Consider the following 17026-nt stretch of genomic DNA (forward strand, 5'->3'; position numbering starts at 1 on the left):
TTGCGCGTACTGCTGACCGGACACCAGGGCTACCTGGGCACCGTGATGGCCCCGGTCCTCGCGGCCGCCGGGCACGAGGTGGTCGGCCTCGACTCCGGCCTGTTCGCCGACTGCCTGCTCGGCCCCCGGCCCGCGGACCCGGCCGGGCACCGGGTGGACCTGCGGGACGTCACCGCCGAGCACGTGGCCGGGGTGGACGCCGTGATCCACCTGGCCGCGCTCTCCAACGACCCGCTGGGGTCGCTGGCGCCCGAGCTCACCTACGACATCAACCACCACGCCTCCGTACGGCTGGCCCGGCTGGCCCGCGAGGCCGGCGTGCGGCGCTTCCTGTACGCCTCCACCTGCTCGGTCTACGGTGCCGCCGGCGGGGACGCCCTGGTCGGCGAGGACGCCCCGCTGCGCCCGGTGACGCCGTACGCCGAGTCCAAGGTGCGGGTCGAGGACGACCTGCACGACCTGGCCGACGACGACTTCAGCCCGGTGTACCTGCGCAACGCGACCGCGTTCGGCTTCTCCCCGCGGCTGCGCGCCGACATCGTGCTGAACAACCTGGTGGGCCACGCCCTGCTCTCCGGCGAGGTGCTGGTGCTCTCCGACGGCACCCCGTGGCGCCCGCTGGTGCACGCCGCGGACATCGCCGAGGCCTTCACGGCCGCGCTGACCGCGCCGCGCGAGGCGGTGCACGACCGGGCGTTCAACATCGGCAGCGAGCGCAACAACGTGACGGTCGCCGAGATCGCCGAGCAGGTCGCGCAGGCGGTGGACGGCGCGAAGGTGGTGATCACCGGGGAGAACGGGGCCGACCCGCGCTCGTACCGGGTGGACTTCTCCCGGTTCCGCGACGCGCTGCCCGGCTTCGACTGCGCCTGGTCGGTGGAGCGGGGCGCGCGGGAACTCGCCGACGCCTACCGGAAGCACGGGCTGACCCGGGAGGCGTTCGAGCAGCGCTTCACCCGCCTCGCCGTGCTGCGCGCGGCCTCCGGCGCCGGCTCCGTCGACGGCACCCTGCGGTGGAGCCGGTGACGGAGGTCGGCGAGGAGATGCACGCGCTGGTGCGGCGGCTGTACCCGCTGTGCCGGAGCATCACCGGCGACGGGGTGCGCGCCACCCTGGAGGTCGTCGGCGAACACCTCCCGCTGGAGGTGCACGAGGTGCCGACCGGGACGCAGGTGCTCGACTGGACGGTGCCGCAGGAGTGGAACATCCGGGACGCGTACGTGGCCGACGCCGCGGGCCGCCGGGTGGTCGACTTCGCGGCGTCCAGCCTGCACGTGCTCGGCTACAGCGTGCCGGTGTCGGCGACCATGCCGCTGTCCGAGCTGCGGGGGCACCTGCACACGCTGCCGGACCAGCCGTCGTGGGTGCCGTACCGGACCAGCTACTACACGCCGCAGTGGGGGTTCTGCCTGGCGCAGGAGACGCTGGACGCGCTGCCCGACGGGGACTACGAGGTGCGGATCGACTCCACGCTGGAGGACGGGCACCTGACGTACGCCGAGCACGTGGTGCCCGGGCAGGTCGCCGACGAGGTGATCGTGTCCTGCCACGTGTGCCACCCGTCGCTGGCCAACGACAACCTGGCCGGGATCGCGGTGGCGGTGCAGCTGGCGCGGGCGCTGGCGGCGGAGGACCCGTACCACACCTACCGGTTCCTGTTCGCGCCCGGCACCATCGGGGCGATCACCTGGCTCGCGCGGAACGCGGAGCGGATCGACCGGGTCCGGCACGGGCTGGTGCTGGCCTGCGCCGGCGACCGGGGGCAGCTGACGTACAAGCAGAGCAGGCGCGGCGACGCCGAGATCGACCGGGTGCTGCGGCACGTGCTCGCCGCGTCCGGACGGCCGCACGAGATCAGGGAGTTCACCCCGTACGGGTACGACGAGCGGCAGTTCTGCTCGCCCGGGTTCGACCTGGGCGTGGGCTCCCTCAGCCGCACCCCGTACGCGGGCTACCCCGAGTACCACACCTCGGCCGACAACCCGGACTTCGTCACCCCGGAGGCGATGGCGGACACCCTGGCGGTCTGCCGCGAGGCGTTCTCCGTGCTGGACCGCAACCGGCGGTACGTCAACCTCAGCCCGTACGGCGAACCCCAGCTGGGCAGGCGGGGGCTGTACGACTCGCTCGGCGGGCGCAGCGACGCCAAGCAGGCCCAGATGGCCATGCTCTGGGTGCTCAGCCTGTCCGACGGCGGGCACAGCCTGCTCGACGTCGCCGAGCGGTCGGGGCTGCCCTTCGACACCGTGGCCGCCGCGGCCGCCGCCCTGCACGGCGCCGGACTGCTCAAGGAATGACGCCGATGACCACCGAGGGGAAGAAGACGGGCACCGGGACGCGGGCCGGGTCCGCGGGGCGGGCGCTGGCCGGCCGGCTGTCCTGGGGCCTGGCCGACCAGGCGGCCTCCAGCATGAGCAACTTCGTGGTGGGCCTGTACGTGGCCCGCTCGCTGGGGCTGTCCGCGTTCGGCGTGTTCAGCCTCGCCTGGGTGACGTACGGCGTGGTGCTCAACGTGTCCCGCGGGCTGGCCACCGATCCGCTCGTGGTGCGCTTCAGCGGCGTGCCCGAGGCGTCCTGGCGTGCGGCGGTGACCCGGTCGACGGGCACCGCGCTCGGCGTGGGCACGGTCGTCGGGGCGGCCTGCCTGGTGGCCGGGCTCGGCATCGGCGGCCCGGTGGGCAGCGCGTTCGTCTCTCTCGCCGTCACGCTGCCCGGTCTGCTGCTCCAGGACGCCTGGCGGTTCTCGTTCTTCGCCGCGGGGGCCGGGCGGAAGGCGTTCGTCAACGACGTGGTGTGGGGCGTCGCGCTCGTCCCGGCCATGATGCTGGCGGCCGGCGTCGGCAGCGTGGCCGCCTTCGTGCTCGCCTGGGGCGGCTCCGCCGCGGTGGCGGCCGGGTACGGCTGCGTCCAGTCCGGCATCCGGCCCCGGCCGGCCGGGGCCCGCGGCTGGCTGCGCGAGCAGCGCGACCTCGGCTACCGGTACCTGGTCGAGAACGTCAGCCTCGGCGGTGCGAGCCAGCTGCGGGCGTACGGGCTCGGCGCGATCGCCGGCGTCGGCGCGGTGGGCGCCGTCCGGGGCGCCGAGCTGCTGCTCGGCCCGTTCCTCGCCGTGCTGATGGGTCTGTCGCTGGTCACCGTCCCGGAGGCGGCGCGGGTGCTGCGGCGGGCCCCGCACCGCCTCGGCGCGTTCTGCCTGCTGCTGGGCGGCGGGCAGGCCGTCGGCGCGCTGCTGTGGGGCGGGGCGCTGCTGCTCGTACCGGACCGGGCCGGCGCGTTCGTGCTGGGCGGCGTCTGGCAGTCCGCCTCCCAGCTCGTCGTGCCGGTCACCCTCGGCGTCGCGGGGGCCGGCCTCGGCACCGGCGCGGCGGCCGGGCTGCGCGCGCTCGGCGCGGCCCGGCGCAGCCTGCGCTGCCAGCTCTTCGCCTCCGTCTGCTACGTCGGCGGCGGCCTCGGCGGGGCGGCCGCCGCCGGCACGGCCGGCTCGGCCTGGGGCGTCGCCGCCGCGACCGTCGGCGCCTCGGCCGTGTGGTGGCTCCAGCTCCGGGCCGCCCTGCGCGAGCGCCGTCACGACCCCCTTCCCGAAGTGAGGACCACATGACCGCACAGCCCAGGCTGAGCATCGGCCTGCCCGTGTACAACGGCGAGGAGTACCTCGCCGAGTCGCTCGACGCCCTGCTCGGCCAGACCTACGAGGACTTCGAGCTGGTCATCTCGGACAACGCCTCGACCGACGGGACCCAGGACATCTGCCGCCGGTACGCCGGGAAGGACTCGCGCATCCGGTACCTGCGGCTGCCCCGGAACATCGGCGCCGCGCCGAACCACAACCACGTCTTCACCCAGTGCCACGGCGAGCTGTTCAAGTGGGCCTCGCACGACGACCTGTACGCCCGCACGCTGCTGGAGCGCTGCGTGGAGGCGCTGGACGAGCGGCCCGGGGTGATCCTCGCCCACGCCGACCAGGCGGTCATCGACGAGCGCGGCCAGGTGAAGGTGCCGTACCCGTACACCCTCGCCACCGCGTCCCCCTCCGCGCCGGAGCGCTTCCGCAGCATGCTGTTCGAGCCCGGGGGCGACGACTTCTACGGGGTGATGCGGGCCGACGTGCTGCGGCGGGTGAAGCCGCACGACAGCTACCACCACGCGGACCGCACCTTCGTCACCGAGATCGGCCTGCACGGGCCCTTCCACCAGGTGCCGGAGCTGCTGTACTTCCGCCGCGACCACCCCACCCGCGCCGAGCGGGCCAACCCGTCGAAGCGCTCGCGCTGCGTGAACCTGGACCCGCGCCGGGCGGGGCCGCTGCACCCGACGCCGCGGCTGCTGGCCGAGTACGTGTGGGGCTTCGTCGCGGCGATCCGGCGGGCGCCGCTGTCTCCGGCCGACCGGCGCGCCTGCTACCGCCACCTGGCCGCGTGGATGGCCAGCCGGGCCCGGCCGGGTGCCGGTGAGCGGGTCGAGGACCGCACCCCGGTGGACCCGGCCCTGCTCACCGTGTCCGTCGACGAGCTGGTCGCCGGGCGCGAGGGGAGGCGCGGGTGACGTCCACCGGCGGAACCCCGGTGCGGGTGGGGGTGTTCGGGCTGCTCGGGTCCGGGAACCTCGGCAACGACGGCTCGCTGGAGGCCGTGCTCGGGTACCTGCGCGCCGAGCACCCGGACGCGGTGGTGGACGCGCTGTGCGGCGGGCCCGAGGTGGTCGCGGCCCGGTTCGGGATCCCGGCGACGCGGCTGCACTGGAACCGCGGGGAGTACCGGACCGCGTCCCGGGCGGGCGCCGTCGCGGCGAAGGGCCTGGGCAAGGTGGTCGACGCGTTCCGCACCGCCGCCTGGGTGCGGCGGCACGACGTGGTGGTCGTGCCGGGCATGGGCGTGCTGGAGGCGACCCTGCCGCTGCGGCCGTGGGGCTTCCCGTACGCGCTGTTCCTGCTCTGCGCCTCCGGCCGGCTGCTGGGCACCCCGGTCGCGCTGGTCGGCGTGGGCGCCGCGGAGATCGCCAGCCGTCCGACGCGGGCGCTGGTGCGCTGGTCGGCGCGGCTGGCCGCGTACCGGTCGTACCGGGACGAGCCGTCCCGCGACGCGATGCGGGCGATGGGCGTGGACACGGCGCGCGACGAGGTCTACCCCGACCTCGCGTTCGCCCTGCCGGCGCCGCGGTCCGGGGCCCCCTCCGGCGCTCCCGGCACGGTCTGCGTGGGGGTGATGGACTTCCACGGCGGCAACGACGACCGTGCGCGGGCCGCGGAGATCCACCGGCGCTACCTCGACGGCACCGTGGCGTTCGTGCGCGCGCTGGCCGAGGAGGGCCGGCCGGTCCGGCTGCTCACCGGCGACGCGTGCGACGCCCCGGTGGTCGCCGCGGTCCTGGAGGCGGTGGACTCGCCGCTGGTCACCGCCGCCGACACGGCCTCGCTGGCCGACCTGATGAAGGAGACGGCCGCCGCCGACAGCGTGGTGGCCGCCCGGTACCACAACCTGGTCTGCGCGCTGAAGACCGGCACCCCGGTGCTCGCGGTCAGCTACGCGGCCAAGAGCGACGCGCTGATGGAGCGGATGGGCCTGGGCGCGTACTGCCACCCGGCCCGCGAGGTCGACGCCGGGCGGCTGCTCGGGCAGTTCCGGGAGCTGGAGGAGCGCTCGGCCGGGCTGCGCCGGGTCCTGACCGCCCGGAACGAGGCCGTGGCCCGGCAACTCCGGCTCCAGTTCGACGCCTTGACGAAGGCGCTGTTCCCCGCGACCGACCGGGCCCACGCCCTGGAGGAGACGTCATGAAGGTGACCGAAGTGCCGGAAGTGGCCGGCGCGTTCCTGTTCGAGCCGACGCCGCACACCGACGAACGCGGCTTCTTCTGCCGCACGTTCGACGCCGAGGTGGTCCGCTCGGTGGGGCTCGACCCGGGCGCCTTCGTCCAGGACAGCGTGTCCCGCTCGGTCCGCGGCGTGCTGCGCGGGCTGCACCTGCGGTCCGGCGCCGGCGAGGCCAAGCTGGTGCGGTGCTCGTACGGCAGGATCTTCGACGTCGTGGTGGACCTGCGGCCGGACTCGCCGACCTACCTCGGCCGGGCCTTCTTCGAGCTCTCCGGCGAGACCCAGGCCACCGTGTACGTCCCGGCCGGGTGCGCGCACGGCTTCCAGGCGCTGACCGGGACCGCCGACACCTCGTACCGGATCGACCGCCCGCACGACCCGGCCGAGGACGTGACCATCGCCTTCGACGACCCGGACCTGGCCATTCCGTGGCCGCTGCCGGCCGCCTCGACGTCCCGGCGGGACCGGGAGGCGCCGAGCCTCGCCGAGGTCCTGAAGCAGAAGGAGAGCTGACATCACCGTGGACACCGAAGTCACCGCGGACCCGGACGGGTTCGCCCTGCCCCGGTCGGTGCGCGCGAACGAGCGGCTGCACGCCCTGGTGCCCGGCGGCGCGCACACGTACGCCAAGGGCGACGACCAGTACCCCGAGGGCCTGGCCCCGGTCATCAGCCACGGCCTGGGCGCCCACGTGTGGGACGTCGACGGCAACCGGTACGTCGAGTACGGCTCCGGCCTGCGGTCGGTGAGCCTGGGCCACGCCCACCCGCGCGTCCTGGAGGCGGTGCGGCGCGAACTCGGCCGCGGCGGCAACTTCGTCCGGCCGTCCGTGGTGGAGGTCGAGGCGGCGGAGCGGTTCCTGGCCACGGTGCCGACCGCGGAGATGGTGAAGTTCGCCAAGAACGGCTCCGACGTCACCACCGCGGCCGTACGCCTCGCCCGCGCCGTCACCGGGCGCCCGCGGGTGGCGATCTGCGGCGACCACCCGTTCTTCTCCGTGGACGACTGGTTCATCGGCACCACGCCCATGGCCGCCGGCATCCCGGCCGCGATCACCGAGCTGACCGTGGCGTTCCCGTACGGGGACCTGGCCGCCACCGAGGAGCTGCTCACCCGGTACCGCGACGAGGTGGCCTGCCTGGTCCTCGAACCGGCCGGGCACGCCGAGCCCCCGCCCGGCTACCTGGCCGGGCTGCGCGAGCTGGCCGACCGGCACGGCTGCGTGCTGGTCTTCGACGAGATGATCACCGGCTTCCGCTGGTCCGAGGCGGGTGCCCAGGGGCTGTACGGCGTGGTCCCCGACCTGTCCACGTTCGGCAAGGCGCTGGGCAACGGCTTCGCCGTCTCCGCGCTGGCCGGGCGGCGCGAGCTGATGGAGCGGGGCGGGCTGCGGCACTCCGGCGACCGGGTGTTCCTGCTGTCCACCACGCACGGCGCGGAAACGCATGCGCTGGCCGCGGCGATGGCGGTGCAGACCGTCTACACGGAGGAGGGCGTCACCGCACGGCTGCACGCCCTGGGCGAGCGGCTGGCCGCAGGGGTGCGGGAGGCCGCCGCCGGCATGGGCGTCGGCGACCACGTCCTCGTACGGGGCCGGGCCAGCAACCTGGTCTTCGCCACCCTCGACCGGGACGGGCAGCCGTCCCAGGCCTTCCGCACCCTGTTCCTGCGCCGGCTCCTCGCGGGCGGGGTGCTGGCCCCGTCGTTCGTGGTGAGCAGTGCGCTCGACGAGGCCGACATCGAGCACACCGTCGACGTGGTGGCCCAGGCCTGCGCGGTGTACCGGAAGGCGCTGGACGCCGGGGACCCGACGCCCTGGCTGGGCGGGCGGCCGGTCAGGCCGGTCTTCCGCCGCCTGGCCTGACGGGGGCGGCGGCGCCGGCCGCCGCCCGCGCCCGGCGGTCCTCGGCGGGTCACGGCCGGCGGGTCACGGCCGGGGCCGCGGGCCCCGGCCCGCCGGGCGGGCCCGTCTGGGGGTCACGGCCGGGCCCGCGCGGCGTCGGCCGTCCGGTCGACCAGCCACGCCGTCGCCGGCGTCACCGCCAGTGCGGTGCACCAGCCGCCGAGGACGTCGGTCGGGTAGTGCGCGCCCAGGGCGACCTGGGCCCAGCCCATGCCGGCACCGGCGGCGAGCGCCGCGGCGCATACGGCCAGCGCGCCGGCCGTCCGGCCGGCGCGCTCGACCGCGAGCAGTGTGACGGAGACGGCCAGGGCGGTGAGGAAGGCGGTGTGGCCGCTCGGGTAGGACAGGTGGCCGCCGTTGATGGTGCGCCCCGCGACGTGCTTGAGCAGCGTCGTCGTCCCCACGGTCAGGCCGGCGCCCGCGACGGCCAGCACCGCCGCGCGCGGGCGCCGCAGGAGCAGGCAGCCCCCTGCGACGACCAGGACCAGGACGGCCGCTCCGGCGGGCTCGCCCAGGAAGTCGGCGGCCAGGGCGGCCTGCCGCCACCAGGGCGGCCGCGCCCCGTCCACCAGCGCCCCGACCCGTACGTCCACCGCACCGGGACCGCTGTCGTCCGCGTACCGGATCCCCAGCAGGAGGACCACCAGCGCGGCCAGGACGGCCACGAGTCCCAGCCGGCCGCGCTGGGGCACGGGCAGCACCGGGGCCGCCGGCGGGCCCCCCGTCGGAACACCCCGGCCGGTCCGTGACACGTGAGCCCCCCGTCGTCGCCGGCCCGCTGCCCGCCCCGGTCGAGGGCGCCGTCACCGGCCTCCGCCGTCACCCTAGCCAAGGTTCCGGGCCGGCACGGGTCCCTCCTCGAAGCGGGAGGCGAGTGCGCTGGGCCACCAGGCGCGGGGGCCGATGTCCAGCACGAGGGCGGGGACCAGCAGGGACCGGACGACCAGCGTGTCGAGGAGGACGCCGAAGGCGACGATGAACGCGATCTGCACCAGGAAGGCCAGCGGGATCACCATCAGCGCGGCGAAGGTCGCGGCGAGGACCACGCCGGCGGAGGTGATCACCCCGCCCGTGGTCGTCAGGCCGCGCAGCACGCCCTGCCGCGTGCCGTGCACGAGGCTCTCCTCGCGGACGCGTGACATCAGGAAGATGTTGTAGTCCACGCCGAGGGCGACCAGGAAGACGAATCCGTAGAGCGGCACGGAGGCGTCGGTGCCGCTGAAGCCCAGCACGTGCTGGAAGAGCAGCGCGGAGACCCCGAGCGTGGCCAGGAAGTTGAGGGCGACGGTCGCCACGAGCAGGACCGGAACGATCAGGGAGCGCAGCAGCGCGGCCAGGATGAGCAGGATGACCGCCAGGACGACGGGCACGATCAGGTTCCGGTCGCGCGCCGAGGTCAGCTGGGTGTCGTACTGCTGGGCGGTGTAGCCGCCGACCAGGGCGTCGGCGCCCGGTACGGCGTGGACGTTCTCCCGCAGCCGCCGGACGGTGTCCTTGGCGGCGTCGCTGTCGGCCGCGTCGTCGAGGGTGGCGTCCAGGCGTACCCGGCCGTCCACGACGAGGGGTTCGGCCGGGCCGCCCGGCGCGGGCCGGCCGCCGCCGGCCGCGGTGACCGGGCGTACGGCCGCCACGCCCTCGGTGCCCTCGGCGGCCGCCCGTACCGCGGCCGCCCGGCCGGCGTCGGTGATGATGACGGCCGGATTGCCGGAGCCGGCGGGGAAGTGGCGGGCGAGGGTCTGCTGGGCGCTGACGGAGGGTGCGTCGTTGACGAAGATCTCGTCCAGCGGCACGCCCTTGGAGGAGAGGGCGGGGGCGAAGGCGGCCAGCACGCAGAGCAGCAGCGCGGTGCCGGCCCACACCCGGCGGGGTGCCCGGTCGACCAGGGCGGCGACGCGCTGCCAGATGCGGTGGCCCTCGGCGGTGGCGTCGGCCGGCTTCGGGGTGGCGGGCCAGTAGGCGGCACGGCCGAGCAGGGCCAGGACGGCGGGCAGGAAGGTCAGGGTGGTCAGCACGGCGCAGAGGATGCCGATGGCGCCGACCGGGCCGAGGGCGCGGTTGTTCGTCAGGTCGCTGGCCAGCAGCGCCAGCAGGCCGAGCGCCACGGTGGCGGCGCTCGCGGTGACGGCTCCGGCCGAGCGGCGCACGGCCGCGCGTACGGCGGCGATCCGGTCCCCCCGTACGGCGAGCTCCTCGCGGAAGCGGGCGGCGAGCAGCAGGGCGTAGTCGGTCGCCGCCCCGATCACCAGGATGGAGAGGATCCCCTGCACCTGGCCGTCGACGCGCACCACGTCGCGGGCGGCGAGCGCGTAGACCACGGCGCAGGCGAGGCCGAGGGCGAACACCGCGCTGATGATGATCACGAAGGGCAGCAGGACGCTGCGGTAGACGAGCAGCAGGATCAGCAGGACGGCGCCCAGCGCGACCCCGAGCAGCAGGCCGTCGATGCCGGCGAAGGCGTCGGAGAGGTCGGCCTGGGTGGCCGCCGGGCCGGCGACCTGCACCGAGGTGCCCGGCACGCGCTCGGCGGCCCGGCGTACCTCGTCCAGCACCTCCGGGGTCCGCTCCCCGAGGTCGGGGGCCAGGGGTACGACGGCCTGGACCGCCTCCCCGTCGGCGGAGAGGGCGGCGGGGGAAGGGGTACCGGCGATGCCGGGGCGTCCGGCGAGGCCCGCGGCCGCCTGGGTGGCCGCGCGCTGCTGGCCGGCGGTCACGCGGCCGCCGTCGTCGGCCGTCCACACGAGGATCGCGGGGACGGACGCCGACGCCTCGAAGGCCTTGCGGGCCTGGAGCACCTGGGTCGATTCGGCGCTGCGGGGCAGGAAGGCGGCCTGGTCGTTGGTGGCGACCTCGCCGAGCTTGCCCGCGTAGGGCCCCAGGGTGCCGCCGATGCCGAGCCAGACGAGCACGAGCGCCAGGGGCACGGCCCAGCGGGCCCAGCGGGGTGCGTTCCTCACGTCATTTCCTCACTTGATTTGATCATCAAGAATCTCAATCGTCGAGAGATCTTATGCTGAACCCATGCGTGACGCGGACACCCCCCCGGCCTCCCCTCGGAGTTCCCCTCCGGCTTCACCCTCGACGCCGCCTTCGCCCTCGCCCTCCCTTCCGGCCGACGACCCGATCGGGTTGCAGTCCTTCGCGGTGTTGCTGCGCCGGATGAACGCGGAGTTCAACCGCGTCGCGCAGGAGTTCGCCCAGTCCCAGGGCCTCCACCTCACCGACGTGCAGGCCCTGATCGCCGTCCTGGAGGCGGAGGCGCACGGAGAGGGCGCCCTGACGCCCGGCCGGCTGGGCCGGCAGATGAACCTGACCTCGGGGGCGACGACGGCCTGCCTCGACCGTCTGGAGAAGGCCGGCCACATCCGGCGCGTCCGGTCCGCCCACGACCGGCGCATCGTCCACCTGCACTACGCGGAGGCCGGCCGGGAGGTGGCCCGTGACTACTTCCGGCCGCTGGCCACGCTCACCGACGCCACCCGCGCCGGCTTCACGTCCGACGAGCTGCACGTCGTGGTGCGCTTCCTGACGGAGATGAACCGGCAGCTCGCCCTGGTCCGCCGCTGACGGCGCCGCGGCGGCGCCGCGGTACGGCGGCCGGGGCCCCGGTACCGGCGGCCCGCGCCCTCGGTACCGGCGCCTCGGTACCGGCGCCTCGGTACGGCGGCCGGCCCCGCCGGCCGGGTCAGCCCCCAGCCCGCGCCGCGCCCGGCCCACGGGGGTGCGGCGGGCCCGTCCGGCCCCGTGCCACCATGGCACCGCCCGCCGCTCCGTCACGTCCGGGCGGGCGCCGATCTCCTCGAAGGGCGGTATCTCCGTTGGCCGTTGAGCACGACGCGATCGTGGTGGGCGCCGGAATGGCCGGTCTGGCCTGCGCCGCGGACCTGGCGGAGGCCGGCCTCCGCGTCGTACTCCTGGAAGCGTCCGACGGCCCCGGCGGGCGCGTCCGCACCGACCGGCGGGACGGCTTCCTGCTGGACCGCGGCTTCCAGGTCTTCAACACCGCCTACCCGCAGGTGAAACGGCGCTTCGACCTGCGCGCGCTGCGCCTGCACCCGTTCACGCCGGGCGTGGTGGCCCACACCCCGTCCGGGCCGGTGCGGCTGGTGGACCCGAGCCGCCGCCGGGAGGGCGCAGCCACCCTGCTGCCGGGCCGCGCCCTCTCGGCCCGCGACCTGGCGGCACTGTCGGCGCTCACCCTGCGGGACGCGTTCCTGCCGGCCCGCGCGCTCAAGGGCCGCGGTGACCGCAGCACCCGGGAGGCGCTCCGCCGGGCCGGAGCGACACCCGCCCTGGTGGACCACGTCCTGCGGCCGTTCCTGTCCGGCGTCTTCCTGGAGGACCGGCTGGAGACCTCGGCCCGCTACTTCCACCTGGTGTGGCGGAGCATGGCCCGCGGCACCCTGTGCCTGCCCGCCGAAGGCATCGGCGCGGCCGCCGCCCAGCTGGCCGCGGCGCTGCCCGAGGGCACCCTCCGGCTGCGCACACCGGTCGCGGCGGTCACCGGTACGGGCGTCCGGCTGGCCGACGGCCGCGACCTGTCCGCCCGTACCGTGGTCGTGGCGACCGACGCCCGCACCGCGGCCGGCCTGCTGCCGGGCCTGGCGGTACCGCCCCAGCGCACGGCCACCACCTTCTACTACGCCACCGACGACGCACCCCTGACGGAGCCGGTCCTGCTGCTCGACAGCACCATGACGGTCCTGAACACCTGCGTGCTCAGCGCGGTGGTCCCCGGCTACGCGCCCCCGGGCACGGCACTGGTCTCGGCCACGGTGCTGGGCACGGACACCCCGGAACGCGAACGCGCGGTCCGCCGCAGACTGGCCGAGCTGTACGGCTGCGACACCGCCCGCTGGCAGCCGGTGGCCACCTACCCGGTCGTGGACGCGCTCCCGGCCATGACACCGCCCTGGCCCCTGACCCGCACCACCCGCTTCGCCCCCGCCCGCTACGTCTGCGGCGACCACCGCGCCACGGGCTCGGTCCAGGGCGCCCTCGCCTCGGGCACCCGCGCGGCCCGCGAAGTCCTCGCGGACCTCACCCGGACCCGGCTTCGCTGAGGAGGTCGTGATGCCGGGCACGGCACGGCGCCAGGCCCGGCGGTCGGCCCCCAGCCACTCGGGGTCCGGCGGCACCGCGAAGCCCAGGCCGCGGCATCCGCGGCCGGACGCCGGGCGGGCGTGGGTCGGTCGGGTCGCGGTCGGGGGCCGTTCGCGCGCGTGCGGGGCCGGGGTCAGGGGCCCAGGCGGAACCAGCGCTCCTCGCCCGGGGCGACGTGTTCGCGGCGGCCGTCCGGGAGGACCAGGGGGACCGGCCCCAGGGGCGACGGCGGCACGCTCACGCCCAGGCGGCCGGGGCGGAAGCGGATGCGGACGTCCCGGTGGCCGGCGTAGCAGAGGGAGAAGGCGGAGCCGGGGATGCCGGAGAGCGCGACGGGGTCGATGCGCAGGCCGCCGCCGGTCGGTTCGAGTCCCACGACGCCCCGCTCGACGAGGTCGAGGGTGCCGGCCATGGCCCCCAGGTGGATGCCCTCGCCGGTGGTGCCGCCCTGCACGTCCGTGATGTCGCTGAGCAGGGCTTCCCGGCAGTACCGCCAGGCGTCCGCGCCCTGCTGCCGGGCGAGCACCCAGCCGTGGACCAGGCTGCTGAGCGTCGATCCGTGGCAGGTGCGCCGCAGGTGGTACGCCACGGTCCTGCGCCACAGTCCGTCGTCGAAGGCGTAGCCCAACCGACTGAAGAGGGCGGCGAGTTCGTCGGGGGCGAAGAGGTAGCCGAGCATCAGGGTGTCGGCCTGCTTGGACGCCTGGTAGCGGTTGGGCGTGTCCCCCTCGGCCTCCAGGATGCGGTCGAGCCGGCGGATGTCGTGGTACCGGGCGCGGTACGCCGCCCAGTCGAGCTCGGCGAGTTCGCCGTAGCCGTGGAACTGGCTGATCACGCCCTGGTGGAACGGCACGTACAGGCGCCGCGAGACGTGGTCCCAGTGCCGGAGCGCCTCCCGGCCGCAGCCGAGCTGGGCGAGGAGCTCGGCGCGCCGGGCCGCCGGGAGTTCCTCGTACAGGTCGAGCGCGCGGGCCAGTACCCAGGCGGCGGTGACGTTCGTGTACGCGTTGTCGTCGATGCCCGGGACATCGGCGTCCGGGTAGGCGTCGTGGTACTCGTCGGGGCCGACGACCCCGCGGATCCGGTAGCGGCGGAGCGAGTCGTCCCAGGTCGCGGTGGAGGCCCAGAAGTGCGCGACGTGCAGCAGGAGTTCGGCGCCCGGACCGTGCACGAAGCCGGTGTCGCCGCTCGTCCGGCCGTACCGCCAGACGTTCCACGCGACGGCCGAGCCGACGTGGTGCTGGAGGTGGGAGTGGTCCGGCAGCCAGCGGCCGGAGCGCGGGTTGAGGTGCAGCCGCTGCGTCTCCTCGGCCCCCGAACTGCCGCTCTGCCAGGGGAACATCGCACCGCCCGCTCCGCTCCGGCGGGCCGCCTCCCGGGCCGCGGGCAGCCGCCGGTACCGGTACATGAGGAGGGAGCGGGCCGTCCCGGGGAAGTGGAGGGAGAGGTACGGCATCACGAACAGCTCGTCCCAGAACACGTGCCCCCGGTACGCCTCGCCGTGCAGGCCCCGGGCCGGGACGCCGGCGTCCAGGTCGGCGGTGTGGGGCGAGAGCGTCTGCAGGACGTGGAAGGCGTGCAGGCGCAGGATCCGGCCCGTGTCGTGCGGGACCGCCAACTCGCCCTCGCTCCAGAGCCGTTGCCACGCGGCCCGGTGGGCCGCCAGGAGCGAGGGGAAGTCCGGGGCGCGTGCGGCGTACTCGGCGCTCCTGCGGACGGGGTCGTCGAAGGGGCGGTCGAGCGAGCTGAAGAGGGCCGCGGTCTTCACGACCACGGCCGGCGCGGCCCGGCTGACCGGCAGCACGAAGGAGTGCCCGGCGGCGGTCCCCGTCACCGTCCGGCGGACCTCGGCCGGCTCCCGCGGCACGGCCCGTACGGCGAGGCCGACCCGGATCCGGGAGCCGGTCGTGGTGCAGGACAGCCAGGCCGTGCCGGCCGCGTCCACCCCAGCGCGGTGGCCGGCGAGGTGGCGCCCCGCGAGGGCGCGGTAGCGGTCGACGCCGCTGTTGGACACGTCGCCGTCGAGGACGGACTCGGCCTCGATCCGGCCGCTCCACCCGTACACGCGGAACACGGTGCGCTGCGCGGCCAGGTACGGGTCGCCCATGTGGACGAGGCGGGTGTGGGTGACGCCCAGCCGGCGCCCGTCCGCGTCCTGGAACAGCATCCGGCGGGTGAGCGTCCCGTCGTGCAGGTCGAGCGTGACGCGGCAGTGGCGCAGGGCGGGGTGGTCCGGCGTGAGCCAGTCCCCCGGCGGCCCGCCGTCGGGCAGGCAGCGGTAGCGCAGGGCGGTCCAGTCCGGGAGCCGGACCGTGTCCTCGTTGGAGACCTCCCGGCCGCCGACGACGGAGGTGAGCCGGTCGTAGCAGCCGGCGAGGTACGTGGCCGGGTAGTGGACGTCGTCGGCGACGCACTCGGGGGCCGCGCCGCGGGTCGCGAAGCGGCCGTTGCCGAGGGTGCACAGCGACTCGACGAGCCGCTCGGCCCCCGGGGCGTACCGCGGGTACTCCCAGCACCAGGGCGCGGTCACGGCCGGCCGCCCGCGAGTGCGGCGGGCAGTCCGGACAGGTCCCGGAGCACGAGGTGGGCACCCCGGGCGCGCAGGGCCCGGTCCCCGGCCGGGTCGCCGGCGCGGTCGAGGCCCACGACCAGGCCGAACCCGCCCCGGCGCCCGGCCTCGACGCCGGCGAGGGCGTCCTCCACCACGGCGGTGTGCGCGGGGTCCGCGCCGAGCCGGGCCGCGGCCTCGTGGAACAGCGCCGGGTCGGGCTTGCCGGGCAGGGCCAGTACGGCGGCCAGCTCGCCGTCGACGACGGTGCCGAGGAGGCCGGCGAGGCCCGCGGACTCCAGCAGGGCACGGGCGTGCCGGGATGCCGAGACCGCCGCGCAGCGGATCCCCGCCCGCGACAGGCCCAGCAGGACGGGGCGTACGTCGTCGAACGCGCGGGCGGCCCCGGTCCGCAGCCCCGCGGTGAACACCCGCTCCTTGCGGGCGGCGACCGCGTGGACGGTCGCGCAGCCGGGCGGGTCCTCCGGCCGCCCCGGGGGCAGGCGGATCGCGCGGGCGGCCAGGAAGGCCCGTACGCCGTCGAGCCGGGACCTGCCGTCGACCAGCTCCCGGTACTCGCGCACGGCGTCGAACGGGCGCGGCGGGTCCCGGCCGGGCGGCTGCCACTCGGCGAGGCAGCCGTCGAAGGTCTCCTTCCAGGCGGCGGCGTGGCGGGCCGCCGTGTCGAGGAGGACCCCGTCCGTGTCGAAGACGACGGCGCTCAGCGCGCTCATCCCCCGTGCACCACCCGACGGCCGGTGACCCGGTCCGGCGTGATCAGCATCCAGTGGCTGCGGGGGCCGCCCGCCCAGGGGTGGGAGCGGGCCACGGCGCTCAGGCGGCGCAGCTCGGCCCCGTCGGTGACGGCGGTCAGTCCGCCCACCAGCAGCACGCTCCAGCCACCGGCGGTCACGTCGTCGATGTGGTCGATCTCGAACGCGGCCCGGGTGCCCGCGGCCCGGGCCGCGGGGCTCTCCACGGCCGTCCGGAAGGCCACGCCGGGGCCGGCGGTCACGTAGTTGACGGGGAAGACGGCCGGCCCTTCGTCGGTGGAGACCGCGATGCGGCCGACGCCGTGGGTGCCGAGCAGCCGCCGGCACTCGTCCTCGGCCATCGGTACGAGAGCGGTGTCGCGCCGGGCGCCGGACCGGCCGGGCACCCGTTCCGCGCTCGCGCCGGTCAGGTCGTCGACGGTGACGCCGAGGGCGTCGGCGACGCGGAGGAGCGTGCCGATCGCCGGTGTCGCGACGTGGTCCTCCAGGTAGGCGACGTAGTTGGCGTCGGCGCCGCAGCGCCGGCCCAGCTCCTCCCGGCTGAGGCCGAGGGCCTCGCGCCGGGCCACCAGGCGCCGGCCCAGGTCCGTGCGGCCGGGTGGTGCTCCGTGCGCCGTGCCCCGCGCCGTTCCCTGTGTCTCTCCGAGCGCCTCGCCCGACGTCTGCCGTGCGCTGCTCCGGCTCCTCTTCACGGCGTTCACGGTGATCACGGCTCCCGGGACGGTACGGCGGCGACCGGGTCGGCGGCGTCCTTGACCGAGGGGTCCGGTACGTCCTGCCAGGAGGTCCGTCCGGGCCCGTGGAAGGCGAGTGCCTTCATGGCGCGGCCTCCTCTCTGTTGCGGTGCGATCGGTGGCACCGTCAGGGTGTGCCACCGGCCCGCCGCCCCGCTTGGG

The 17026-nt window shown here is 75.9% G+C and carries 14 protein-coding genes; 9 read left to right on the forward strand and 5 right to left on the reverse strand.

The genetic code is table 11. The features are described from left to right. Genes ACIQUR_RS00255 through ACIQUR_RS00285 form a run of 7 tightly spaced genes read left to right on the forward strand, consistent with a single transcriptional unit; the run spans window position 1 to window position 7670 of the window. Window positions 1-1026 (forward strand): NAD-dependent epimerase/dehydratase family protein, encoded by a 1026-nt coding sequence (locus ACIQUR_RS00255; protein ID WP_403656084.1) that lies wholly within the window; start codon window positions 1-3, stop codon window positions 1024-1026. After that, window positions 1014-2297, forward strand: a complete 1284-nt coding sequence (locus ACIQUR_RS00260; RefSeq protein WP_403656087.1) for a DUF4910 domain-containing protein — start codon at window positions 1014-1016, stop codon at window positions 2295-2297. Before ACIQUR_RS00255 ends, ACIQUR_RS00260 begins: the two co-directional genes overlap by 13 nt. Further along, on the forward strand, window positions 2294-3598 hold the full coding sequence (locus tag ACIQUR_RS00265; protein WP_403656090.1) for a hypothetical protein: 1305 nt from the start codon (window positions 2294-2296) through the stop codon (window positions 3596-3598). Before ACIQUR_RS00260 ends, ACIQUR_RS00265 begins: the two co-directional genes overlap by 4 nt. Further along, window positions 3595-4542, forward strand: a complete 948-nt coding sequence (locus ACIQUR_RS00270; RefSeq protein WP_403656093.1) for a glycosyltransferase family 2 protein — start codon at window positions 3595-3597, stop codon at window positions 4540-4542. Before ACIQUR_RS00265 ends, ACIQUR_RS00270 begins: the two co-directional genes overlap by 4 nt. Then, window positions 4539-5771 carry a polysaccharide pyruvyl transferase family protein gene (locus ACIQUR_RS00275; RefSeq protein ID WP_403656096.1) on the forward strand — a complete coding sequence of 411 codons (1233 nt, stop codon included), beginning with the start codon at window positions 4539-4541 and terminating at the stop codon, window positions 5769-5771. Before ACIQUR_RS00270 ends, ACIQUR_RS00275 begins: the two co-directional genes overlap by 4 nt. Then, window positions 5768-6319 (forward strand): dTDP-4-dehydrorhamnose 3,5-epimerase family protein, encoded by a 552-nt coding sequence (locus ACIQUR_RS00280; RefSeq protein WP_403656099.1) that lies wholly within the window; start codon window positions 5768-5770, stop codon window positions 6317-6319. Before ACIQUR_RS00275 ends, ACIQUR_RS00280 begins: the two co-directional genes overlap by 4 nt. A 7-nt stretch (window positions 6320-6326) precedes the next feature. After that, window positions 6327-7670: a glutamate-1-semialdehyde 2,1-aminomutase gene (locus tag ACIQUR_RS00285; RefSeq protein ID WP_403656102.1), complete on the forward strand. Its 1344-nt coding sequence runs from the start codon at window positions 6327-6329 to the stop codon at window positions 7668-7670. Window positions 7671-7783: 113 nt separating this feature from the next. Here ACIQUR_RS00285 and ACIQUR_RS00290 read toward each other — a convergent pair whose 3' ends face one another. Both ACIQUR_RS00290 and ACIQUR_RS00295 read right to left on the reverse strand, forming a co-directional pair. Then, window positions 7784-8401: a phosphatase PAP2 family protein gene (locus ACIQUR_RS00290; protein WP_403656105.1), complete on the reverse strand. Its 618-nt coding sequence runs from the start codon at window positions 8399-8401 to the stop codon at window positions 7784-7786. A 132-nt stretch (window positions 8402-8533) separates the two neighbouring features. Continuing rightward, window positions 8534-10663 (reverse strand): MMPL family transporter, encoded by a 2130-nt coding sequence (locus ACIQUR_RS00295; protein ID WP_403656108.1) that lies wholly within the window; start codon window positions 10661-10663, stop codon window positions 8534-8536. A gap of 172 nt (window positions 10664-10835) precedes the next feature. Between ACIQUR_RS00295 and ACIQUR_RS00300 the strand changes: the two genes are divergently transcribed. Together ACIQUR_RS00300 and ACIQUR_RS00305 are read left to right on the forward strand one after the other, a co-directional pair. Continuing rightward, entirely contained in the window at window positions 10836-11273 is a 438-nt protein-coding gene (locus tag ACIQUR_RS00300; RefSeq protein WP_403656111.1) for a MarR family winged helix-turn-helix transcriptional regulator, read from the forward strand. Between the two features lie 251 nt (window positions 11274-11524). Further along, window positions 11525-12769 carry an NAD(P)/FAD-dependent oxidoreductase gene (locus tag ACIQUR_RS00305; RefSeq protein WP_403656115.1) on the forward strand — a complete coding sequence of 415 codons (1245 nt, stop codon included), beginning with the start codon at window positions 11525-11527 and terminating at the stop codon, window positions 12767-12769. Window positions 12770-12942: 173 nt separating this feature from the next. Here the strand turns inward: ACIQUR_RS00305 and ACIQUR_RS00310 are convergent, their stop codons facing one another. The 3 genes from ACIQUR_RS00310 to ACIQUR_RS00320 are packed head-to-tail and all read right to left on the reverse strand — an operon-like array spanning window position 12943 to window position 16822. Continuing rightward, window positions 12943-15339, reverse strand: a complete 2397-nt coding sequence (locus ACIQUR_RS00310; RefSeq protein ID WP_403656118.1) for a glycoside hydrolase family 65 protein — start codon at window positions 15337-15339, stop codon at window positions 12943-12945. After that, window positions 15336-16091 carry an HAD family hydrolase gene (locus ACIQUR_RS00315; RefSeq protein ID WP_403656121.1) on the reverse strand — a complete coding sequence of 252 codons (756 nt, stop codon included), beginning with the start codon at window positions 16089-16091 and terminating at the stop codon, window positions 15336-15338. Before ACIQUR_RS00315 ends, ACIQUR_RS00310 begins: the two co-directional genes overlap by 4 nt. Continuing rightward, window positions 16088-16822, reverse strand: coding sequence for a helix-turn-helix domain-containing protein (locus ACIQUR_RS00320; RefSeq protein WP_403656124.1), 735 nt, complete (start codon window positions 16820-16822; stop codon window positions 16088-16090). Before ACIQUR_RS00320 ends, ACIQUR_RS00315 begins: the two co-directional genes overlap by 4 nt. Window positions 16823-17026 lie beyond the last annotated feature (204 nt).

Source organism: Streptomyces sp. NPDC101132 (genome assembly GCF_044759225.1).
Taxonomy (GTDB): domain Bacteria; phylum Actinomycetota; class Actinomycetes; order Streptomycetales; family Streptomycetaceae; genus Streptomyces.

Excerpts from the sequence above, each read along its gene's own strand:
- ACIQUR_RS00265 (WP_403656090.1), top strand. The coding sequence starts at position 2,294 with ATGACGCCGATGACCACCGAGGGGAAGAAGACGGGCACCGGGACGCGG.
- ACIQUR_RS00315 (WP_403656121.1), bottom strand. The coding sequence starts at position 16,091 with ATGAGCGCGCTGAGCGCCGTCGTCTTCGACACGGACGGGGTCCTCCTC.
- ACIQUR_RS00280 (WP_403656099.1), top strand. The coding sequence starts at position 5,768 with ATGAAGGTGACCGAAGTGCCGGAAGTGGCCGGCGCGTTCCTGTTCGAG.
- ACIQUR_RS00270 (WP_403656093.1), top strand. The coding sequence starts at position 3,595 with ATGACCGCACAGCCCAGGCTGAGCATCGGCCTGCCCGTGTACAACGGC.